This is a genomic window from Brevibacterium linens ATCC 9172, from assembly GCF_900169165.1.
In the GTDB taxonomy this organism is placed as follows: domain Bacteria; phylum Actinomycetota; class Actinomycetes; order Actinomycetales; family Brevibacteriaceae; genus Brevibacterium; species Brevibacterium linens.
In genome coordinates this window covers 246,481-267,393 of record NZ_FXYY01000002.1, presented here as the reverse complement: position 1 = coordinate 267,393, position 20,913 = coordinate 246,481, and the positions used below count along the sequence as shown (strand labels likewise).

The following is a 20,913-nucleotide window of genomic DNA, read 5'->3' as shown; positions in this document are numbered from 1 at the left end:
GCAACCATAGTCGGTGTGCTCGGTCAGGAGCTGAGTGGGTCTGTGGGGGTGCTGCCGATGCTGCCGGAATCGCTGGTGCTGACGAAACCGCCGTCGGGGCTGCTGTCGGCGGCGAACGAGGCGAGCCAGTTGCGCAGCAGCCTGGCGCCCGCCTCGGCGGACTTCTCGGGATGGAACTGTGCGGCCCAGGTGGTGCCGTCCTCGACAGCGGCGATGAAGTCGCTGCCGTGACGGGCGGTCGTCACCGTCGCATTCGGCGGCGGCTCGGTCGCGGCATAGGAGTGGACGAAGTAGAAGCGTTCGTCCCCGACGCCCGCGAACATGGCCGAGTCTGCAGGTGCACTGACCTTCGACCAACCCATATGCGGGATGACCGGGGCTTCGAGGCCGGTGACGGCGCCGGGCCACAGGCCGATGCCGTCGGTCTTCACGCCGTGTTCCTCACCGCGGGAGAAGAACACCTGGAGGCCGACGCAGATGCCGAGCAGCGGTCGGCCCTGTTCGTGGCGGGCACGGATGAGGTCGACTCCCCCGACGTTGTCCAGTCCGGCCATCACGGCCGAAAACGCGCCGACCCCGGGGACCAGCAGTCCGTCGGAGTCGTTGATGACATCGCGGTCGGCCGTGAGCGTGACCTCGGCACCGGCCGCGGCGACTGCACGCACGGCGGAGCGGACATTGCCGGCTCCGTAGTCGAGGACGGCGACTGTCCTCATCGCTTCGCCCCCTTGCTCAGCACTGACCAGATCCTCCACAGGGAGAACCCGAGGACGATGACGCCGAGCACGGCGACGACCCAGGCGATGGTGTTCCCGCCCAGCGCGAGCGCAATGCCGAAGGCGGTGACGAGTCCGGCGAGGACGGCGGCGATGATCCACAGCAGTGCCGTGCGCGCCATGGCTGCCCGTCCCGGGCTCATCGTGGCCGCACTGGCCTGCAGCTTCGTCATCGAATCGGTTCTGATGCTGCCTTCGACGTCGTCTGCGGCAACGGTTTCGAGCAGCAGCCCTTCGAGGACATCGGGGAGGTTCTTCAGTGCCAGTCCGGCCGGCACATCGGATTCTCGGGCGCCGTGGCGGAAGTGGCCGGCGTCGATCTGCTCTTCGCTGCGCACGAGGAGGAGGACCTCATGTTTGCCGGCGAGCTTCGAGATCGCCGCGGCCGCCTCGTTGCCGGCTTCGACATCGGTGTCGGCGAGGACGATGCCGCTGAACTCACCGATCGGCACGATGGTGCCGGAGATGTTCGACAGCACGCAGGCGGCGGCCAGCTGCTGGGCGACCCCGAAAGGGGTCACGATGACGGTCGTGCTCACAGGACTCCCTTGGTGCTGGGAACGGAGTTGCTCCGCGGGTCGGTCTCGACGGCCTGCCGCAGCGCGCGGGCGAAGGCCTTGAATTCGGCTTCGACGATGTGGTGCGGGTCGCGGCCGCGAACCAGGTCGAGGTGGACGGTCAGTCCGCCGTTGAAGGCGATCGATTCCAGCGAGTGGGAGGTCATCGAACCGGTGAAGTGACCACCGATGAGGTGGTACTGCTGGCCTTCGGGTTCGCCTTCGTGGACGAAGTAGGGACGACCGGAGACGTCGACGACGCACTGGGCCAGTGCTTCGTCCAGCGGCACGGCGGCGAAGCCGTAGCGGCGGATGCCGACCTTGTCGCCGAGTGCTTCGCGAATGGTCTGGCCGAGGACGATGGAGGTGTCTTCGACGGTGTGGTGGACGTCGATGTGGGTGTCGCCGGTGGCGGTGATGTCGAGGTCGATCATCGAGTGCTTCGACAAGGCGGTGAGCATATGGTCGAAGAACGGCACGCTCGTGGAGATGGTCGAGGTACCGGTGCCGTCGAGGTTGACGGACACGGACACCGTGGACTCGGAGGTGGTGCGTGAGTTCTGGGCCTGCCTCATGGAGTGCCTTTCGTCGGGGCGGCTGGTGACGGGGTCGGAGACTGCGGACGGTCCGCGAAGAGGTCAGGATCGTCGGCGAGGATCTCGTCGATGGCGGTCAGAAAGGCTTCGGTCTCTGCCTCGGTGCCGGCGTTGACGCGGGCGTGGCCGGTGATGCCGATATCGCGGATGAGGATTCCGCGATCGAGCAGCTTCTGCCACAGCTCGGCCGGTGAGTCGATGTTACCGAAGAGGACGAAGTTCGAATCGCTGTCGTGGACGGTGAAACCCGCCTCGGCGAGGTGGCTCGACATGCGGTTGCGCGAGTCGATGAGTCGGTCGACGTTGCCCAGCAGCAGCTCCGCGTGTTCGAGTGCCGTGCAGGCGAGCACCTGAGTGACCTCGGACAGGTGGTAGGGCAGGCGGACGAGGCGGAGGACGTCGATGAGCTCGGGGGCGGCGATGGCGTAGCCCAAGCGCAGGCCGGCACAGGCGAAGGCCTTGCTCATGGTCCGGGAGACGACGAGGCGGGGCCGGCCGTCGAGCAGAGTCATCGCCGAGGACTTGGCGGGGCGGGAGAATTCCGCATATGCCTCGTCGACGATGACGATTCCTGCGCAGTTGTCGTAGGCGGCTTCGATGACGTCGAGGCCGATCGAGGTGCCGGTCGGATTGTTCGGGGTGCACAGGAAGACGATGTCCGGATTCGCCCGCGCCACTTCGGCGGCGACCGTCTCGGCATCGAGAGTGAAATCGTCCTTGCGTTCGACGTGCTGCCATTCGGCTCCGGTGCCCGTGGTGATGAGCGGGTGCATCGAATAGGAGGGAGTGAACCCGAGGACGGTGCGGCCCGGTCCGCCGAAGGCCTGGACGATATGGCTGAGCACTTCGTTCGACCCGTTGGCGGCCCAGATCATGGAGGGGTCGAGGTCGACGGTGTCTCCGGCACGTTCGTTCACACCGTCCAAGTAGGTGACGAGATGTTCGCGCAGTGCGGTGAATTCGCGATCGGGATAACGGTTGAGTCCCGCGAAATGGTCATCGACGGCAGATCGCATGCTGTCGATAACGACGTCCGGCAGCGGATAGGCGTTCTCGTTGACGTTGAGCTGGACCGGCACATTGAGGTGCGGAGCCCCGTAGGGCTTTTGGCCGACGAGGTCGGAGCGCACTGGCAGAGAGTCGATGTTTCCCACGGCGACCATTCTACCGAGAGGCCCCCGCCGCCCGGGCGGCGGGTCGGGCATCGAGGTGCGCCGGTCGGCTCATCCGAGCGGACGGGTCGGCGCGCTGTCAGTCGGGTCGGCGCCCTGCCGGTCGAGCCGGTCTCGACCTCAGCGGACGGGGACGTCGAGGGTCTGGCCGGGGTGAACGGTCGGGGTGTCCAGGTGGTTGATCTCGACGATGTCGGCCACGACATCACGGGTGTCGCGGTCGATGCCGAGACTCGTCGCCACGGTCCACAGCGATTCGCCTTCACCGACGACGACCGCCTCGGCGTCGATGCCGATGCTCTCCGTCTCCGATTCGGCGACGGCGGCGGCCGAGAACGACTGGGTGGCGAGGAGGACCGCTCCGCCGATGACGACGAGAGCGACGAGCAGGGTCCGGAGAAGGCGCACAGCCTGGCGTCCACGAGTGGTCAGGCGCAGCTCGGTGTTCTGTGCAGACATCGCATTACCTCTTTCATTCGTACGATTCCACCAGTAATCGGTAGAACGTCTGTTCTATTCAACATGCCAATCGAACAAATGTCCAGTCCAACTCGAACATCTATGCGACAATGAGAGGGAACCAGCGTTGTTGATTGATCTGTCAGAACCATCTCAGTCGGCACTGACACGAGAATCTTCGAAGCGGAGATCACGGCGTTCAGCGGCAGGGAATAGAACGAAGGGGAACGAGCAGTGGTTCAGAACAAACGAGGCAGAGGCAGGCCTCGCAACGAAGATGTTGCCACCGAGATCGCTGCCGCTCGCAGCGATGACGACGTGGTCCAGATCCCAGAGGGGTCATCCGGTGAGGGCGATTTCCGCCTCACTCCCCGCCAGCGTCTCGTTCTCGAGACCATCGAACGCGCCGTCGTGGCCAACGGCTACCCGCCGAGCATGCGCGAGATCGGCAAGGCCGCCGGACTGGCGTCCCTCTCCAGCGTCGCCCACCAGCTCTCCCAGCTCGAACGCCTCGGCTATGTCCGGCGCGACCCGAAGCGCCCGCGTGCCATCGAGGTGGTCAATCCGTTCGAAGAGGAAGAGGCCGAACGCGCGAAGTACGAGGAGCTGGCCAACAACACCGTGCAGGTCCCGGTCGTCGGACGCATCGCCGCCGGCGGCCCGATCCTGGCCGAGCAGGAGGTCGACGATGTCTTCTCCCTGCCGACCCAGGTCGTCGGCTCCGGTGAGATGTTCCTGCTCAAGGTCGTCGGCGATTCGATGATCGAGGCCGCCATCTGCCACGACGACTGGGTGGTCGTGCGCAAGCAGCACACCGCCGACAACGGTCAGATCGTCGCAGCCCTCCTCGACGGCGAAGCCACGGTGAAGACGCTCAAACGCAAAGCCGGTCAGCAGTGGCTGATGCCGCAGAACGAGAACTACGAACCCATCGACGGCACCTACGCGCAGATCATGGGGCTCGTCGTCGCCGTCATCCGCCGCCTCTGAGCCTCCGCCCCGCCTTCGAACTGAGAAGCGCCCGCGACCACGGTGGGTCGCGGGCGCTTCTGCGTCATCCGGCGGAGCTCAGCACCGTCTGCCTCACTTCTCGTCAGCTTCGGCCAGTCTGGCCAGGCTTGTGCGGACGAGAACGGAGTTCGTCGTCGGCCACATCCTCGGCATCGAATTGACGAGGAACCCGGCGTACCGGGCCGAGCGCAGCCGCGAGTCGAGCACGGCCACCACTCCCCTGTCACCGGTCGAGCGGATGAGGCGACCTGCCCCCTGCGCCAGCCGCAGGGCGGCATGCGTGGCCGATACTGCCATGAAGCCGTTGACTCCACGCTGGTCGGCATCGCGTGCCCGCGCCTGCATGAGCGGGTCGTCGGGGCGCGGGAACGGCAGACGGTCGATGATCACCAGGCGGTTCGTCCGTCCCGGCACATCGACTCCCTGCCACAGAGACATGGTTCCGAACAGGCAGGTCTGATCGTCGGCCGTGAACTGGGAGACCAGGGCCGGCAGTCCGTCGTCGCCTTGGAGCAGGATCGGGAAGTCGAACTTCGTCCGCAGGTGTTCGGCCGCCGCATTGGCCGCCGCCCGCGAGGAGAACAGTCCCAGTGCCCCGCCGTTCGAGGATTCGACGAGTTCTTCGAGTTCAGTGAGCGCTTCCTCGCTCAGCCCGCTGCGTCCGGGTTTGGGCAGGTGGGAGGCGACATAGAGGATGCCCTGCTTGCCGTAGTCGAAGGGTGATCCGACGTCGAGGCTGTCCCACTTCGGGGCGTCGGGTCCGAAGAGTCCCAACGAAGCGGCCACCGCGTCGAAGTTCCCTCCCAGGGACAACGTCGCCGAGGTGGCCACGACCGTCGATTCTTCGAAGATCCCGTTGCGCATGGTGCCGGCCACACTCAAGGGTGCGACGACGAGGTTCGTCGTCTCCTTCTCTCTGAACGTCGACCGGGAGAGCCAGATGACGTCGTTCTTACCCGGGTCGCAGAAGCGTTCGGCGAGTTCGAAGATCTCCTGACAGCGCGCCTTGGCCATCTGCCGTCCGGCATCGGCGTCTTCGGTCTTGCCGCCGATGTCGTTGATGATCTGGCGGGCGGAGTCGCGGATCTGCGTCAGGGCCAGTCCGAGCGCCTCGCTCATATGCAGGATGAGTCCCTCGGGCACCGAGGTCTGGGCGCGTTCGAGTGCCGCCGCGGCGGAGTCGAGCAGCGAGACGACCCCGTCCTGGACAGTGGTGTGTTTGCGCACGGAACTCGTCGCCGCCGAGAGCATGCTCGTGTTGATCTGCCCCGACAGGGCGCTGGTCACCCGGTCCTTGAGCTCGTGGGCCTCGTCGATGATGATGACATCGTGTTCGGGCAGCACGTTCGATTCCCCGAAGGCGTCGATGGCCAGCAGCGCATGGTTCGTCACGACGATATCGGCTTCGGCGGCTTTGTTCCGGGCGATTTCGGCGAAGCATTCGGTGAACAGCGGGCAGTTCGATCCGAGGCAGTCGAAGGCGTTGACGGACACCTGTGACCAGGCGCGATCGCTGACACCGGGCAGGAGGTCGTCACGGTCGCCGGTGTCGGTGGTCTTCTCCCAGGTGCGGATCCGCTGGATCTCCTCCCCCAGGCCCGAGCGTTCGGTGGGTTTGCGTCCCGCCTCGGCGTCGGCCCCCAGGTCGAAGAGCATGCCCTCACCCTCGTCCGGGTATCCGCCGGCGAGCTTGTGCTTGCACACATAGTTCCGCCGCCCCTTGAGCAGTGCCGCTCGGGGCAGCGGGTCGAGGTCCTTCTTCACGGCCTTGAACAGCCGGGGCAGGTCGCGGTGGATGATCTGCGTCTGCAGGGCCAGGGTCGCCGTGGACACGACGACCTTCCCGCCGGTACGGGTGACGTACTCGGCGGCAGGCACCAGGTAGGCCAGCGATTTGCCGGTACCGGTTCCCGCCTGCACGAGCAGATGGATTCCTTTGTCCAGCGACGAGGCGACCGCCTGCGCCATCTCCTGCTGACCCTCGCGTGGCGATCCGCCGATGGCGCCGACAGCGGATTCGAGGAGGTTCTCGACTGCTTTCACTCGTCGATGACCAGGTCCGGACGTTGGAATTCGCGCAGTTCGTCGACGAGTTCGGTCGGCACCTTCGCCTGCAGGCTGGTGCCCTCCGTGCCGTGCGATTCGTGTTCGACCGTGCCGAGGGCGTAGATCTTCGACACGAGGTCACCGCGTTCATAGGGAATGAGCACGGTCATGTCGATATCCGGGACGGGAAGGCGGTTCTCGATGGCCTCGATGAGGTCGTCGATCCCTTCCTTCGATACGGCGGAGACGAACTGGGCGTCGGGGTACTCCGCGCGCAGGCCGGTGATCACGGCCTCCTCGGCGATATCGGCCTTGTTGAACACGAGGAGTTCGGGGATGTCCCCGGTCTCCACGTCCCCCAGTACATTGCGCACGGCCTGGATCTGACCGTGCGGATCCGGGTGGGAGGCATCGACGACGTGGAGGAGCAGATCCGAACCGGCGGCCTCCTCCAGGGTCGAACGGAAGGCTTCGACGAGCTGGTGGGGCAGGTTGCGGACGAACCCGACGGTGTCGGTGTAGGTGAAGACGATGCCGTCGGCGGTCTTGGCCTGCCGAACGGTCGGATCGAGGGTGGCGAACAGGGCGTTCTGCACCATCACCTCGGCGTCGGTGAGCAGATTGAGCAGGGAGGACTTGCCCGCGTTCGTGTACCCGACGATCGCGACGGACGGCACATGATGGCGGGCGCGGTTCTTCCGCTTCGTCTCTCGAGACGGCGCCATGGCGTTGATCTCCCGGCGCAGCTTCGACATGCGCGCACGGATGCGGCGACGGTCGAGTTCGATCTTCGTCTCACCGGGTCCGCGGGAGCCGATTCCGGCACCGCCGGCGACACGACCACCGGCCTGCCGGGACAACGACTCACCCCAACCGCGCAGACGCGGCAGGAGGTATTCGAGTTGGGCGAGTTCGACTTGGGCCTTGCCTTCGCGGGATTTCGCGTGCTGGGCGAAGATGTCGAGGATGAGCGCGACGCGGTCGACGACCTTGACCTTGATGACGTCCTCGAGTCCGCGCCGCTGGCTGGGGGCGAGTTCGGAGTCGATGATCACGGTGTCGGCGCCGACGGAGGCGACGACCTCGGCGAGCTCGGCGGCCTTGCCCTTGCCGAGGAAGGTGCCGGGATCCGGCTTGTCGCGGCGCTGGATGAGCGCGTCGAGGACGTCGGAACCGGCGGTTTCGGCCAGTGCGGCGAGTTCGCGGATCGAGTTCTCGGCTTCGGCCTGGGTGGTGTTCCAGATGCCGGCGAGGACGACGCGTTCGAGGCGGACCTGACGGTATTCGACCTCGGTGATGTCTTCGAGTTCGGTCGACAGTCCGGCCACGCGGGTGAGCGCGGCGCGCTCGGCGAGGTCGAACTGGTCGTCCTCGGGGGTGGTGTCGTGATCGTCGAGGGCTTGGGCGCCTCGGGAGAGCACACGGTCGAGCATCGCGTTGCGACGCTCATTGTCTTCAGACGTCATTCATTCCTTTGTTCTCTGCCGTCCGCACGGGACTTCTCGTGCCGACGTCGTCATGCCTTGCACCGGTCGTACCGGTGCGCACCGACGGTGGTGTCCATCAATTCTCCCACAGCCGTCTACACTGAAACGGTGTCAGAGCACTATTTCACCGAATCGCCGAGCAGCGAGGCCAAGTCGCGGGAACTCAACCTCGATCTGGCCGGCCGCGCCGTCACCGTCGAAACCGTATCCGGCACGTTCTCGCCCACTCGCCTCGACCTCGGCACGGCTGTGCTGCTGCGGCATCTGCCTCAGCCGCCTGCCGGCGATATCCTCGACCTCGGCTGCGGGTGGGGTCCGGTCGCCCTGCACACGGCTTTGGACGCCCAGGACGCCGAGGTGGCTGTGCGAGTGTGGGCGCTCGACGTCAACTCCCGGTCCCTGGAGACCACCGCGGCGAATGCGCGCAGGCTGGGTCTCGATACGATCAACACCGTCACCGCCGCCGATGTTCCCACCGACCTGCAGTTCGCCGCGATCCGGTCGAATCCCCCGATCCGCATCGGCAAGGACGCACTGCACGAACTCCTGGAGACGTGGCTGCCGCGTCTGGCCCCGGGCGGTCGCGCCGATCTCGTCGTGTCGAAGAACCTCGGTGCCGATTCCCTGCAGAAGTGGATCGCCGGGATGCTCGGTGACGGCTTCGAGGTCGTGCGCACGGGATCGTCGAAGGGCTTCCGCGTGCTCACGGTCGAGCGCGGCTGAGCTCAGCTGATCGTGCCGCCGGCGACGAGGACCGCGGGTCCGGCGAGGCTGACGCGTCCGCTCGTGCCTTCGGCATTAGGTTCGATCTCGATGCGCAGCTGACCGCCGGGCACGTCGACTCTCCACTGCAGAGGTGACTTCTCGCCGGCCCAGTGGTGGGCTGCGATCGCGGCCGCGCAGGCACCGGTTCCGCAGGAGCGGGTCTCGCCGACGCCGCGTTCGAACACGCGCATGCGCAGGGCGCCTTCTCCCCCGGCCACATCGGATCGGGCGGGCTCCATGACGATGTATTCGACATTCGAGCCCTGTGCGGGCACGGGGTCGAGGACGGGGGCATCACGCAGGTCGGCGGCGGCGAGTTCGGAGTTCTCGGCCAGGGCGACGACGGTGTGCGGATTGCCGGTGGACACGCGCAGTCCGGGGCGGGCGACCTCGATGCCGCCGGTGGTCACGAGCACGCTGCTCGACGGGTCGAGTGACCATTCGCCCATGTCGATCGTGTACCAGGCGTCGCTGGCGGATCCGGGTCCGGGCGTGCCGGTGTCGACGACGTCGTCTCCGGTCTGGACGCCGAGGGCCGGGTTGAGGGTGGTGCGCACGGTTTTGATTCCGTCGCGGGTGCCCACGAGGATGTCGCGGGCCTCGGCGGAGACGCGGCCGCTGGTCACGAGTGCGTGGGCGAAGACGCGTACGCCGTTGCCGCACATCTCGGAGAGGCTGCCGTCGCTGTTGTAGTAGTCCATGAACCATTCGGCACCGGCGTCGGCCTGTTCGGCGGCTCCCGGGATGCCGCTGGCGGCGGAGCGGACGATGCGGATGATGCCGTCGGCGCCGAGTCCGGCCCGCCGGTCGGCGAGCGTGGCCACGGCTTCGGGATGCATCTCCAGCCTGCTGTCGTCGTCGGAGAGCAGAACGAAGTCGTTCTGGGTGCCGTGTCCCTTGACGAAGGTGACATCGGTCCAGGCGGCGAACGGGGTATCCGGAGTGCTCATGGCTCCATCCTATCGGGGACGGTCGGTTCAGGTCTTCAGTGCCCGTTCAGCACGTCGAGCGCGGCCGCCATGTCGGGCTCGGCCGCTATGTCGTCAGTGCCCGCCCAGCACGTCGAGGGCGGCCGCCAGGTTCTGCTCGGCGTCGGCGGCACTGCCGTCGATCCAGTGGATGCGCGGATCACGACGGAACCAGGTGTCCTGCCGGCGTGCGAACTGCCGGGTGCGGATCGTCGTCTCATCCTTCGCCTCGGCGGCGGTGAGCTCTCCGGACAGGTGGCGTTGGATCTGTGCGTACCCGATGGCGCGCGACGCCGTCTTGCCTTCGGCCAGTCCGGCGTCGAGGAGCCGAATCACTTCATCGACCCATCCGTGATCCCACATGAGGTCGACCCGTGTCGCAATCCGCTCATGCAGAATGGCCCGGTCCACGCTCAGGCCCAGATGGATGGTCGGTTCGATCTCCTGATAGTCCGGCAGCTGAGCGCTGAAGGCACGGCCCGTGAGTTCGATGACCTCGAGGGCTCGAACGATGCGTCGCTGGTCGTTGACGGTGATCTTCTCGGCCGCTTTCGGGTCGAGTTCGCGCAGCTTCTGATGCAGCGCCCACCGGTCGACGGCGACCTCGGCCTCGAGGCGGGCCCGCAGCTGAGGGTCGGTGCCCGGGAACTCCATATGGTCGACCGCAGCACGCACGTAGAGCCCGGACCCGCCGACGAGGATCGGCCGCAGTCCGCGCCCCCGGATGTCCGCGATCGCCGCCCGCGCACGCGCCTGAAAGTCCTGAACGTTCGCCTCTTCGGTGACGTCGAGGATGTCGATGAGATGGTGCGCGATCCCCCGCCGCTCATCGACCGGCAGCTTCGCCGTGCCGATGTCCATCCCGCGATAGAACTGCATCGAATCCGTGTTGATGATCTCCCCGCCGAGGCGGCCCGCCAGATCCAGCGCCAGATCCGATTTCCCGGTGGCAGTGGCTCCGACGATGGTGATGATCGGCGCGTTGTCCTCAGCCATCGGCGATCACCCCCAGCTTCCGGTTCCGCAGAGTGTCCGCACTTCGTGGACACGTTCGTCGATGACCGGCTCCAGCGTCGACACCCGAGCACCGTGGTCGACGAGGTGGCGGATTCCTGCGGCTAGCACGCTGAGATTCGCGGCCATGGTCTCCGCTCGTACACAGATTTCGACCAGTCTTGCGGTGTCGATCGTGGGCCCGGAGGTGAGTGTCTCCACGACAGCACGATCGAAGTCCTCGGCACCGTCGATCGGGGCCAAGGGCGCGTCCTCTGTCGCGGCACCCGAGAGGTCGATGGGCAGCAGAAGATTCTCGCTCGATCCGAGCGGGCCGATGCCGACGTCGGCGGCGTGAGCGTGAAGGATCGCGACGATGATGGCCGGGTCGGCCGCCTCGGCGAGTCTGCGTTCGTCCGTCGTCAGGGACGCAACGGCATCGACCCAGTCGGATCCGGCCAGAAATCGACCCGTGCGAGTATCGACTCCACGGTCGATCCCCCAACCGCCGAGCCCGGCCACGGGCGGCAGCGTCTCGATGGGCAGCGCCCAATCGGACTGCGACCTCACGGTGTTGTGGAACGCGGTCCGCAGTTCGACCATGCGAGTGGTTTCGCTGTGGTCGATGTTCTCGAGCAGCACGGGGGCTGCCGGGATGACGGCGAAGGCGCCCATCTCAGCCGCGGGTGCGGATGGTCGGCATGCCGAGGTTCGTCGCGCCGGCCGAGCCCTGGCCGGGGCTCGGTGCACCGCAGCTGTCGGCCTGTGCCCGGTCGTAAGCATCACCGGCGCGGGACGGGCGCACGGAGAATCCGGAATCGGCGAGGAGGAAGTAGGGCTTCGCCTCGGTGACGGTGGCGGTGACGAAGTCACCGGGCCGCGGCATCTGTGCACCCTCGGGGATTCCCACGTGGACGAGGCGATTGTCTTCGGCCCGACCGCTCAGTCTGGGGGAATCGGCGTGGGGCAGCTTGGTCACGAGCACCTCGACCTCGCGGCCGATCTGGGCTTTGTTCTCGTCCCAGGCGATCTCGTCCTGGAGTGCGGTGAGGCGTTCGAATCGTTCCTGAACGACGTCCTTCGGCACCTGGTTGTCCATCGTGGCCGCGGGTGTGCCGGGGCGGATAGAGTACTGGAAGGTGAAGGCCTGGGAGAACCGGGCACGGCGGACGATGTCCATCGTGCCCTGGAAGTCCTCTTCGGTCTCTCCCGGGAAACCGACGATGATGTCGGTGGTGATGGCCGCATGCGGGATGCGTTCGCGCACGGTATCGAGGATGTTCATGAACCGCTTGGTCCGGTAGGACCGCCGCATGGATTTGAGGATCGTGTCCGAACCGGACTGCAGCGGCATGTGCAGCTGCGGCATGACGGTCGGGGTCTCTGCCATTGCGTCGATGACATCGTCGGAGAAGGCCGCCGGGTGCGGGCTGGTGAAGCGGACCCGTTCGATCCCGTCGACGTTGCCGACGGCGCGCAGCAGTTTCGCAAATGCGCCCTTGTCGCGGAATTCGGCACCGTAGGAGTTGACGTTCTGGCCGAGCAGGGTGACTTCGACGACTCCGTCGGCGACGAGTGCTTCGACTTCGGCGAGGATGTCGCCGGGACGGCGATCTTTCTCTTTGCCGCGCAGGCTGGGCACGATGCAGAAGGTGCAGGTGTTGTTGCAGCCGACCGAGATCGACACCCACCCGGAGTGCTGGGATTCGCGCCGGCTGGGCAGCGTGGAGGGGAAGACGTCGAGGCTTTCGAGGATCTCGACTTGCGCTTCCTCGTTGTGGCGGGCGCGTTCGAGCAGAGCCGGCAGGGAACCCATGTTGTGGGTGCCGAAGACCACGTCGACCCAGGGGGCCTTCTTCACGATCGTGTCGCGATCCTTCTGTGCCATGCATCCGCCGACGGCGATCTGGAGACCGGGATGGTTCTCCTTGACCTTCGCGAGCTGGCCGAGGTTGCCGTAGAGGCGATTGTCGGCGTTTTCGCGGACGGCGCAGGTGTTGAAGACGACGACGTCGGCCTGGCCGTCGGTGTTCGCCTGAACGTAGCCGGCGTCGTCGAGCAGTCCGGACAGACGCTCGGAGTCGTGCACGTTCATCTGACATCCGTAGGTCTTGACCTCGTAGCTGCGAGGGGTGGTGCCGGATGTCGTCGGGGATTCAATCAGTTCAGTCATGGCGCACCTATTCTAGCTGTTCCCCGGGTGCCGTTTCAGTCGTCGGCGAGCACGTCTCGTGTGACCTTGATGCAGATCGCCGAGGGGAAGCCGCGGCGGGCGAGCATGCCGAGGATCCGACGCTCCCGCACCGCATAGTCGAGGCGCCGTGTGGAGGCGGCCTTCTTCTCGGCGACTTCGCGGGCGAGCTCTTCCTCGCCGTCGATGTCGGCGACTGCCTCGGCGGCCAGTTCGGGGCTGATGCCCTTCTTGCTCAGTTCGCGTTTGAGCACGGACCGGGAGAGTTTCCGGTTCTCTCGCTGTGCCCGTGCGAACCGGTGCGCGAACTCTTCGTCGTTGAGCAGCCGCGAGTTCTGCAATTTTTCGATGAGGACATCGATCGCTTCGGGCATGAGGTCGCGTTTGAGCAGCTTCTTGCGCAGTTCATCGCTGGAGTGATCGCGCATGGCGAGCATGTTCATGGCCGTCTTCTTCGCCTGGGCGTAGTCCGCATCGAAGTCGGGCGCCTCGTCCTCGTCGTCATCGAAGCTCAGCCCGGAACCGGCAGCGAAATCGGGTGGGCCGTCGCTGTCATCAAGGAAATCTGGACCATCATTCTCGGCGGCAAGGAAATCAGGAACGTCGATGAAATCCGGAGTCGAGTCGGTACCGCCCTCGACCCACCCGTTGTCCGGTTCCTGCTGCTGTCGTTTCCAGCCGCTCGAGTTCTTCTTGCGCTTCGAACCGGCTGTCGTGCCGGCCTTCGATGCCGCTCGTGCAGATTTCCCCGACCGTTTTCCCGAGCCAGCACTGGAACGCGACCCGGAACTCTTTCGGCTGCCGGTACGACCGTTGCCGCCGTCGACATCACCGTCGTCGAGGCCGGAGAGACCGGCGAAGAATCCGGCCTCCCCTTCGGCATGACGTTGGTCGATCTCCGAGATCGCGCTGCGCAGCTGCGAGAGCGTCTCGGTCTGAGACGAGTCGTTCCGGCCGAAGTCCCCCGCACCGACCGTATCGGTCGCTGCGGAGGGCCCGTGGCCGCTGTACTCGTCGTCAGTCGACGAGGCGTCAGGAGACTTCGACGTCATCCGTCTGAGCTTCTCCGGCCGCCTCGGCGCCGTCCTCGGGTTCGTCGACCTGGATGAGACCCAACTTGTGTTTGATCTTCAGCTCGATCTCTTCGGCCAGGCCGGGGTTGTCGCGGAGGAAGTTGCGGACGTTCTCCTTGCCCTGACCCAGCTGATCGCCGTCGTAGGTGAACCAGGAACCGGACTTGCGCACGATGCCGTTGTCGACTCCCATATCGATGAGGCTGCCTTCGCGGGAGATGCCGTGGCCGTAGAGAATGTCGAACTCGGCCTGCTTGAACGGCGGAGCGACCTTGTTCTTCACGATCTTCGCACGGGTTCGGTTGCCGACCGCGTCCTGACCTTCCTTGAGGGTCTCGATGCGGCGGACGTCGATGCGCACGGAGGCGTAGAACTTCAGGGCCTTACCGCCCGAGGTGGTCTCCGGGGAACCGAAGAAGACGCCGACCTTCTCACGCAGCTGGTTGATGAAGATCGCGGTGGTCTTCGACTGGGCCAGGGCACCGGTGATCTTACGCAGAGCCTGCGACATCAGACGAGCCTGCAGACCGACGTGGCTGTCTCCCATCTCGCCTTCGATCTCGGCCTTGGGCACCAGGGCTGCAACGGAGTCGATGACGATGATGTCCAGCGCACCGGAGCGGATGAGCATATCGGCGATCTCGAGAGCCTGCTCACCGGTGTCCGGCTGGGAGACGAGGAGCTGATCGGTGTCGACGCCGAGCTTCTTCGCATACTCGGGGTCCAGTGCGTGCTCAGCATCGATGAACCCGGCGATTCCGCCGGCCTTCTGTGCATTCGCCACGGCGTGGAGAGCCACGGTGGTCTTACCGGAGGATTCCGGACCGTAGATCTCGACGACGCGACCGCGCGGCAGACCGCCGATGCCCAGAGCGATGTCGAGAGCGACAGAACCGGTCGGGATGGAGGCGATGGGCTCACGCACACCGTCGCCGAGGCGCATGATCGCGCCCTTGCCGTAGTTGCGATCGATCTGGCCCATTGCGGCTTCGAGCGCCTTCGACTTGTCGCCGCCGGTGGGAACCTGAAGGTTCTTGGGTGTACGTGCCATGACGTCTCCTCTTCGTTGCTTTTCCTTTGAGACCAAGGCTAGAAGATGGCACTGACATAACGACAGAGGAAGCGATTCCCCCGTGGATAACCAGCCACTCATGGTCACAGGTCCCGTGATTCCTCACCAGGATAACCCACATGGGAACAGGTGTTCTATATATTCGGGTGTGTCGCGTGTCTCCGCGGAATCTAGGCCGACGCCAGGCCCAGCTGCCAGGTGAGACCGAAACGGTCGCCCACCCACCCGAACGGTCCGAACCCGTAGTCGTCGAGCGGCATGAACACAGTCCCCTGCGCGCTCAGTGCGGTGAAGAGGCGTTCGAGCTCCTCGGCCGATTCGCAGTCGACCATGAGCGAGACACCAGGGGTGATGTCCCACTCGTGGGCGACGAAGCTGTCGCTCAACCGCAGTCTCTGGCCGGCGATCTCGATCTCGGACATGATGACCGTGCCCTCGGCACCCGGCCCCTCGGCACCGTAGCGATTGTCGAGGATCACTCGCCCGTCGGCGAAGAGCTCGACATAGGTGGCCATGGCTTCGGCGGCGCTCTGGCCGCGGCTGGGCTGGAAGGTGATGAACGGGACGGCCTGATTCATGCGGTCAGTCTACACTCGGCCGACATCACGCCGACAGAGAAGGTTTCGCGCACCTTCGAGAAATCAGAACGGAGTCGAGCGCGGCTTCTCCTTGCCCAGGCGTCGGGATTCGGGAACGCCCATGGAGTCGCACACGGCGATCCAGATATCGCGAGGTTCGACACCGGCTTCGAATGCCTGCTCCGCGGTTCGTGAACCCAATGAGCTCAGCGTGAGGTCGGTGTGCAGGGAGGCGGCGCGAGCCTCACCGAACTCCTCGTTCATGAGGATCCAGTAGAGCGTATGCCGCATCAGGGCTTGGCAGCCAGGCGCGGAGAAGAGTATCCCTCGGGGTGACCGAGGATCTTGTCCGAGAGCTCCTGCGGAATGGTGTCGGGGATCTGCACGCCCTCTTCGAGAGCGAAGCGATCGGACACGGACGACAGCAGTGCCGACAGCGGCAGATCGAGTGCTTCACAGATCGCCGACAGCAGCTCCGAAGAGGCTTCCTTCTGTCCGCGCTCGATCTCACTGAGGTAGCCCAGCGAAACGCTGGCCCCGGTCGAGACATCGCGAAGGGTGCGTCCTTGACGACGGCGGGCGGAACGTAGTGCGTCGCCGATTTCGACTCTCAGTAACATAACGCGGCCCTCCCTTTGTCAGCGCGTCCCGTCAATGTAGTTCCAACAACCTTACAACCTGGCCGTGACACAGCACCAACCTGGTGCCCCGAGCGGATGGTATTGCCAGTCCATTCGAAGACTTTGGAGAATTTTCGTCCGATGGTCATCACCCGGTCAACCCCACAGCGGTCGGCGTTATTCCGCGACCGACTCACGATCGGCTGTCCCCTGCCCGGCTTCCGGCCCGAAGGCGAGTTCGCGCACGAATTCGTCGAGGTTGACCGCCATCGCCTGTACCGTCTGACTGCGGATGGCGTCGCGGTCACCGGTGAACTCGTGTTCGAAGACCTTCGCCTTCCCGCCGAAGGCGATCGCGGTGTAGACGAGTCCGACGGGCTTGTCGTCCTGCGGATCGGGACCGGCGACCCCGGTGCAGGAGATCCCGATGTCGGCGACGCACTGCACGGCCGTGCCGACGGCCATCTGCGCGGCGACGACCGGGTCGATCGGTCCGGTCTCCTCGAGGTGGTCGGCATTCACTCCGGCCAGGCTCGCCTTGAGGTCGGTGGCGTAGGTGACCAGTCCCCCGCGCACCACGGCCGACGCGCCCGGCACGTCGACGAGCGAGGCGACGAAGCGTCCCCCGGTCAGCGATTCCGCCGACGCCAGTGAGATCCCCAGCTGAGAGCAGGTGGAGATGATGCGACGCGCGGTCGCCGTCAGCTCGGACTCAGCCACGCTGTGTGTCCCCGCCGGTCTGCGTGTCCCCGGCGCTCGGCCCATCCCCGCCGCTCGGCGCATTCTTGCCGTTCTTCGCGTCCTTGTACAGCTTCGCCGCCTGCACGCAATAGTCGACGCCGGTGACGATGGTGACGACGATGGCCGCGGCCATGATGACCCAGGCGACGACGAGGAGGATGTCGGAGACGACGGAGGGCGCCACGTCCGAGAGCGGGAAGACCACCAGGAACAGCCCGATCGCCGCCGTCTGCAGCACGGTCTTGATCTTGCCCCCGCGCGAGGCGGGCATAACGGCGATGCGGATCATGAAGAACCGCAGCACGGTGATGCCGAATTCGCGCACGAGGATGATCACGGGCACCCACCAGGGCAGTTCGGCGATGATCGCCAGACCGATGAGCGCGGCTGCCATGAGCGATTTGTCAGCGATGGGATCGGCGATCTTGCCGAAGTTCGTGATGAGGTTGTTCCGCCTGGCCAGGTAGCCGTCGACGAAGTCGGTGAACATGGCCAGCAGGAACACGACGAGCGCCCACCAGCGCAGGGTCACATCGCTGCCGCCGTCGGTCAGCAGGAGCACGAGGAACAGGGGCACCATGATGATGCGCAGCACCGTGAGTGCGTTCGGAATGTTCCACGGACTCGGTTCCGCTGCGGGCTGCTGGGAGGCTCCGGCCTCGATTCGATCGTTCACGCATCCAGCCTATCGGAGTGAGCTGAGCAGATCATTCCAACCATGAGATTCACGACGACAATCGCCGAGGCGGCGCACCGTCGCAACGGTGAGCCGCCTCGGCGAGGGGTGGGGTTCGGATCGGATCAGCGGCCGGTGAGCTGCCAGGCGTCCTCTCCTGCAGCTTCGACGACCTCGAGCCCGGTCTCCGGGTCGACGTCGCCGACGGTGAGGTCGCCGGCATGGCCGACTCCGTTCGCGTATCGGTCGGACGATGCTGAGCTGGACGACGCCGAGCCGTGGGAGGTGTTCCCGTAGTCGTCGTCGAACTCCTCGTCGTAGTCCCCGGCCGCCGACGCGTGCCCGGATCCGGACTGGCCGTGGCCCTGGCCCCCGTCGGTCGGGGCGTCGGCCGCCGCGCCGGACGAATCACCGTCGGGCGGGGTCTCGCCCTTGATGATGGCCAGGGTGCCGGGCAGATCGTCGGGGCGCACGAGCACATCGCGGGCCTTCGATCCCTCGGAGGGTCCGACGATGCCGCGGGACTCCATGAGGTCCATGAGGCGACCGGCCTTGGCGAAGCCGACGCGCAGCTTGCGCTGGAGCATCGAGGTCGATCCGAACTGCGTGGTCACGACCTGTTCGATCGCCTGGAGCAACAGTTCGAGGTCGTCTCCGATGTCCTCGTCGATCTGCTTCTTCGGTGCTTCGACGGCCACGTCTTCGCGGTAGTTCGGGGTCAGCTGGCTCTTGACGTGCTCGACGACCTTCTCGATCTCGGACTCGTTGACCCAGGCTCCCTGGACGCGCATCGGTTTGGCCGCACCCATCGGCAGGAACAGCGCGTCACCCTGTCCGATGAGCTTCTCCGCGCCGGGCTGGTCGAGCACGACTCGCGAGTCGGCCAGCGATGAGGTCGCGAACGCCAGACGTGAGGGCACATTGGCCTTGATGAGGCCGGTTACGACGTCGACGCTGGGTCGCTGCGTGGCGAGGATCAGGTGGATGCCGGCGGCACGGGCCAGCTGCGTGATGCGCTGGATCGAGGCTTCGACGTCGCGCGGGGCGACCATCATGAGGTCGGCGAGCTCGTCGACGACGACCAGCAGGTACGGGTAGGGCTGGAGGACGCGCTCGGAGCCGGCGGGCGGGTGGATCCGACCTTCGCGAACGGCTTTGTTGAACTCCTTGACGTGTTTGAAGCCGTAGTGCGCGAGGTCGTCGTAGCGGGCGTCCATTTCGCGCACGACCCATTCGAGTGCCTCGGCGGCCTTCTTCGGATTCGTGATGATCGGGGTGATCAGGTGCGGGATGCCTTCGTAGATCGTCAGCTCGACGCGCTTGGGGTCGACGAGGATCATGCGGACCTCGTCGGGGGTCGCGCGCATCATGATCGAGGTGATCATGGAGTTGACGAAGCTCGACTTACCGGCACCGGTGGCACCGGCGACGAGCAGGTGGGGCATCTTCGACAGATCGGCGACGACGAATCCGCCTTCGACGTCCTTGCCCACGCCCATGACCATGGGGTGGTCGGTCTTGCGGGCGGCCTTCGAGCGCAGCACGTCGCCGAGGGCGACATTCTCGCGGTCGGTGTTCGGGATCTCGATGCCGATGGCCTTCTTGCCGGGGATCGGCGAGAGGATGCGCACATCGGCGCTGGCCACGGCGTAGGCGATGTTCTTCGATAGTGCCGTGACCTTCTCGACCTTCGTGCCGGCGCCGAGCTCCACCTCGTAGCGGGTGACCGTCGGTCCGCGGGAGAAGCCGGTGACCTCGGCGTCGATCTTGAACTGCTCGAGCACATCGCGCAGGGCTTCGACGACACGGTCGTTGGCCTCGGAGCGTTCCTTGGCGGGAGGTCCGGGTTGGAGGTTGTCGGAGGCGGGCAGGGTGTAGGTGACGTCGCCGGCCAGGGTGAGCTGCTCGACGCGTTCGGGCAGCTGCTCCGTGGGCGGAGGTGCGGGTGCGTTCGTGATCGGCACCGGCGCCGAGGCGGCAGCCGGCTCGGACTTCTTCGCCTGGTTCGCGGCATCGTCGTCCATCCCGATGGTCTTCTTCAGCTCGGCCATCTCGCGTTCGGCCTTGGTGGGGCGGCGCTGGCCGGGCTTGAGCTTCGGCTCCGGGCTGGTCTCGATCCGGGTGGTGTCGGCCTCTTCGTCGCTGACGTCGTTCTCGTGGATGTACGCCTTGTCGTAGGCCTTCGTGGCGGTGTCGTCGGCGGCGGCATCCGAGTCGGCATCCGGGATCTCGGTCTTCTTCTTGCGACTGCGGCGCTTGGCGCCCATGACGGGTTTGAGGTCGGAGGTGCGGCCGTTCTCGGCAACGAGGTCGGACTGTTTGGTCTCGGCCGCCTCGGCGTCGGCTGCGGGTCGGGCACCGCCGGTGAGTCGGTAGTACAGGTCGGTGAGTCGGCGGGGAATCGCGCGCACCGGTGTTGCGGTGACCACGAGCAGGGAGAACAGCCCGAGGAGGACGAGCAGCGGCACGGCGACGTAGACGGTCGTCGCGATGACCAGCGGCGAGGACACGACGAATCCGAGCGCGCCTCCCCCGTTGGCCATGGCTTCGCGAGAGTTCGTGAAGGTCGGGTTGCCGGCGGCGATATGGGCCAGCCCCGAGGCGGCGAGCAGACCGAAGATCATCCCGATGAGGATGCGGTTGTTGCCGCGGTTGTCGTCGCCGCGCAGGAACAGGCGGATCGCATAGCAGGTGAAGACCACCGGCAGGGCGAGTGCCACTCGGCCGAAGGTGCCTTCGACGATTCCGCGGACGGCGTCGCTCATCGCGCCGGGGATGTTCCACCATTCGAAGGCGGCGATGATGATCGAGAGTCCGATGAGGAAGAAGGCTGTGCCGTCCCGCTTCGTCGGTGATTGATCGGTCGGTTCGTCGCTGAGAGTCTTTCGCGCACGGTTTCCGGCCATGTGGGCCACTCCCCTCCATGCACCGGTGACAACGTTTGTCCCGGGTTCTTCGGTCCCCGCTTGACCGGACCGACCAGCGTTTTTGCGCGCTGTGCGTTTCCCGGAACCAGAAGCGGGGGAAGTCGTTCTGGTCGCCATGTCTCTCATCTTAGGACGATACCTGGCTCCTGCCCAGCAAATCCGCAGGTTTCGGCGTGTGGCGCGGCGGTCGGCAGGGGCTTCGGCA

General features: G+C 65.9%; 21 protein-coding genes. 2 read left to right on the top strand and 19 right to left on the bottom strand.

Annotated elements, in window-relative coordinates:
• Nucleotides 1-23 precede the first annotated feature (23 nt).
• The 5 genes from hisH to BLIN9172_RS02745 all read right to left on the bottom strand — a co-directional run bounded on the left by hisH (nucleotide 24) and on the right by BLIN9172_RS02745 (nucleotide 3,560).
• Complete coding sequence (hisH, locus tag BLIN9172_RS02765; RefSeq protein WP_101553730.1) at nucleotides 24-716, bottom strand: imidazole glycerol phosphate synthase subunit HisH; 693 nt, start codon at nucleotides 714-716, stop codon at nucleotides 24-26.
• On the bottom strand, nucleotides 713-1,315 hold the full coding sequence (locus BLIN9172_RS02760) for a hypothetical protein (RefSeq protein ID WP_025779765.1): 603 nt from the start codon (nucleotides 1,313-1,315) through the stop codon (nucleotides 713-715). Before BLIN9172_RS02760 ends, hisH begins: the two co-directional genes overlap by 4 nt.
• Nucleotides 1,312-1,908 carry an imidazoleglycerol-phosphate dehydratase HisB gene (hisB, locus tag BLIN9172_RS02755; protein ID WP_101553729.1) on the bottom strand — a complete coding sequence of 199 codons (597 nt, stop codon included), beginning with the start codon at nucleotides 1,906-1,908 and terminating at the stop codon, nucleotides 1,312-1,314. The genes BLIN9172_RS02760 and hisB overlap by 4 nt, the downstream gene beginning before the upstream one ends.
• Nucleotides 1,905-3,083, bottom strand: a complete 1,179-nt coding sequence (locus BLIN9172_RS02750; RefSeq protein WP_240811928.1) for a histidinol-phosphate transaminase — start codon at nucleotides 3,081-3,083, stop codon at nucleotides 1,905-1,907. Before BLIN9172_RS02750 ends, hisB begins: the two co-directional genes overlap by 4 nt.
• Before the next feature lie 138 nt (nucleotides 3,084-3,221).
• Complete coding sequence (locus BLIN9172_RS02745) at nucleotides 3,222-3,560, bottom strand: LysM peptidoglycan-binding domain-containing protein (protein ID WP_025779760.1); 339 nt, start codon at nucleotides 3,558-3,560, stop codon at nucleotides 3,222-3,224.
• A 234-nt stretch (nucleotides 3,561-3,794) separates the two neighbouring features.
• Between BLIN9172_RS02745 and lexA the strand changes: the two genes are divergently transcribed.
• Nucleotides 3,795-4,550: a transcriptional repressor LexA gene (lexA, locus tag BLIN9172_RS02740; RefSeq protein WP_025779759.1), complete on the top strand. Its 756-nt coding sequence runs from the start codon at nucleotides 3,795-3,797 to the stop codon at nucleotides 4,548-4,550.
• Nucleotides 4,551-4,643: 93 nt separating this feature from the next.
• On the opposite strand, the gene BLIN9172_RS02735 is transcribed toward lexA, so the two are convergent.
• Nucleotides 4,644-6,614 carry an ATP-dependent DNA helicase gene (locus tag BLIN9172_RS02735; RefSeq protein WP_101553727.1) on the bottom strand — a complete coding sequence of 657 codons (1,971 nt, stop codon included), beginning with the start codon at nucleotides 6,612-6,614 and terminating at the stop codon, nucleotides 4,644-4,646.
• Nucleotides 6,611-8,083: a GTPase HflX gene (gene hflX, locus BLIN9172_RS02730; RefSeq protein ID WP_101553726.1), complete on the bottom strand. Its 1,473-nt coding sequence runs from the start codon at nucleotides 8,081-8,083 to the stop codon at nucleotides 6,611-6,613. Before hflX ends, BLIN9172_RS02735 begins: the two co-directional genes overlap by 4 nt.
• 129 nt (nucleotides 8,084-8,212) lie before the next feature.
• Between hflX and BLIN9172_RS02725 the strand changes: the two genes are divergently transcribed.
• Nucleotides 8,213-8,827, top strand: coding sequence for a class I SAM-dependent methyltransferase (locus BLIN9172_RS02725; RefSeq protein WP_101553800.1), 615 nt, complete (start codon nucleotides 8,213-8,215; stop codon nucleotides 8,825-8,827).
• Nucleotides 8,828-8,829: 2 nt separating this feature from the next.
• Here the strand turns inward: BLIN9172_RS02725 and dapF are convergent, their stop codons facing one another.
• The 12 genes from dapF to BLIN9172_RS02665 all read right to left on the bottom strand — a co-directional run bounded on the left by dapF (nucleotide 8,830) and on the right by BLIN9172_RS02665 (nucleotide 20,687).
• Nucleotides 8,830-9,819: a diaminopimelate epimerase gene (dapF, locus tag BLIN9172_RS02720; RefSeq protein ID WP_025779753.1), complete on the bottom strand. Its 990-nt coding sequence runs from the start codon at nucleotides 9,817-9,819 to the stop codon at nucleotides 8,830-8,832.
• 93 nt (nucleotides 9,820-9,912) lie between these two features.
• The gene (miaA, locus tag BLIN9172_RS02715) at nucleotides 9,913-10,833 is read right to left on the bottom strand and encodes a tRNA (adenosine(37)-N6)-dimethylallyltransferase MiaA (protein ID WP_101553725.1); all 921 of its coding nucleotides are present in this window, start codon (nucleotides 10,831-10,833) and stop codon (nucleotides 9,913-9,915) included.
• A 6-nt stretch (nucleotides 10,834-10,839) separates the two neighbouring features.
• The gene (locus BLIN9172_RS02710; protein WP_101553724.1) at nucleotides 10,840-11,505 is read right to left on the bottom strand and encodes a hypothetical protein; all 666 of its coding nucleotides are present in this window, start codon (nucleotides 11,503-11,505) and stop codon (nucleotides 10,840-10,842) included.
• A gap of 1 nt (nucleotide 11,506) precedes the next feature.
• Nucleotides 11,507-13,003, bottom strand: a complete 1,497-nt coding sequence (gene miaB / locus BLIN9172_RS02705) for a tRNA (N6-isopentenyl adenosine(37)-C2)-methylthiotransferase MiaB (RefSeq protein ID WP_101553723.1) — start codon at nucleotides 13,001-13,003, stop codon at nucleotides 11,507-11,509.
• Between the two features lie 35 nt (nucleotides 13,004-13,038).
• Nucleotides 13,039-14,073, bottom strand: a complete 1,035-nt coding sequence (locus tag BLIN9172_RS18415) for a regulatory protein RecX (protein WP_240811927.1) — start codon at nucleotides 14,071-14,073, stop codon at nucleotides 13,039-13,041.
• Complete coding sequence (gene recA, locus BLIN9172_RS02695; protein ID WP_025779746.1) at nucleotides 14,054-15,145, bottom strand: recombinase RecA; 1,092 nt, start codon at nucleotides 15,143-15,145, stop codon at nucleotides 14,054-14,056. The genes BLIN9172_RS18415 and recA overlap by 20 nt, the downstream gene beginning before the upstream one ends.
• Before the next feature lie 191 nt (nucleotides 15,146-15,336).
• Nucleotides 15,337-15,744 carry a VOC family protein gene (locus tag BLIN9172_RS02690; RefSeq protein WP_101553722.1) on the bottom strand — a complete coding sequence of 136 codons (408 nt, stop codon included), beginning with the start codon at nucleotides 15,742-15,744 and terminating at the stop codon, nucleotides 15,337-15,339.
• Between the two features lie 63 nt (nucleotides 15,745-15,807).
• Nucleotides 15,808-16,035 (bottom strand): DUF3046 domain-containing protein, encoded by a 228-nt coding sequence (locus tag BLIN9172_RS02685; protein WP_101553721.1) that lies wholly within the window; start codon nucleotides 16,033-16,035, stop codon nucleotides 15,808-15,810.
• Entirely contained in the window at nucleotides 16,035-16,364 is a 330-nt protein-coding gene (locus tag BLIN9172_RS02680; RefSeq protein ID WP_062244061.1) for a helix-turn-helix domain-containing protein, read from the bottom strand. Before BLIN9172_RS02680 ends, BLIN9172_RS02685 begins: the two co-directional genes overlap by 1 nt.
• Before the next feature lie 177 nt (nucleotides 16,365-16,541).
• The gene (locus BLIN9172_RS02675; protein ID WP_240811926.1) at nucleotides 16,542-17,084 is read right to left on the bottom strand and encodes a CinA family protein; all 543 of its coding nucleotides are present in this window, start codon (nucleotides 17,082-17,084) and stop codon (nucleotides 16,542-16,544) included.
• Nucleotides 17,077-17,781 carry a CDP-diacylglycerol--glycerol-3-phosphate 3-phosphatidyltransferase gene (gene pgsA, locus BLIN9172_RS02670; RefSeq protein WP_101553719.1) on the bottom strand — a complete coding sequence of 235 codons (705 nt, stop codon included), beginning with the start codon at nucleotides 17,779-17,781 and terminating at the stop codon, nucleotides 17,077-17,079. The genes BLIN9172_RS02675 and pgsA overlap by 8 nt, the downstream gene beginning before the upstream one ends.
• Nucleotides 17,782-17,906: 125 nt before the next feature.
• Nucleotides 17,907-20,687: an FtsK/SpoIIIE family DNA translocase gene (locus BLIN9172_RS02665; RefSeq protein WP_308297930.1), complete on the bottom strand. Its 2,781-nt coding sequence runs from the start codon at nucleotides 20,685-20,687 to the stop codon at nucleotides 17,907-17,909.
• Nucleotides 20,688-20,913 lie beyond the last annotated feature (226 nt).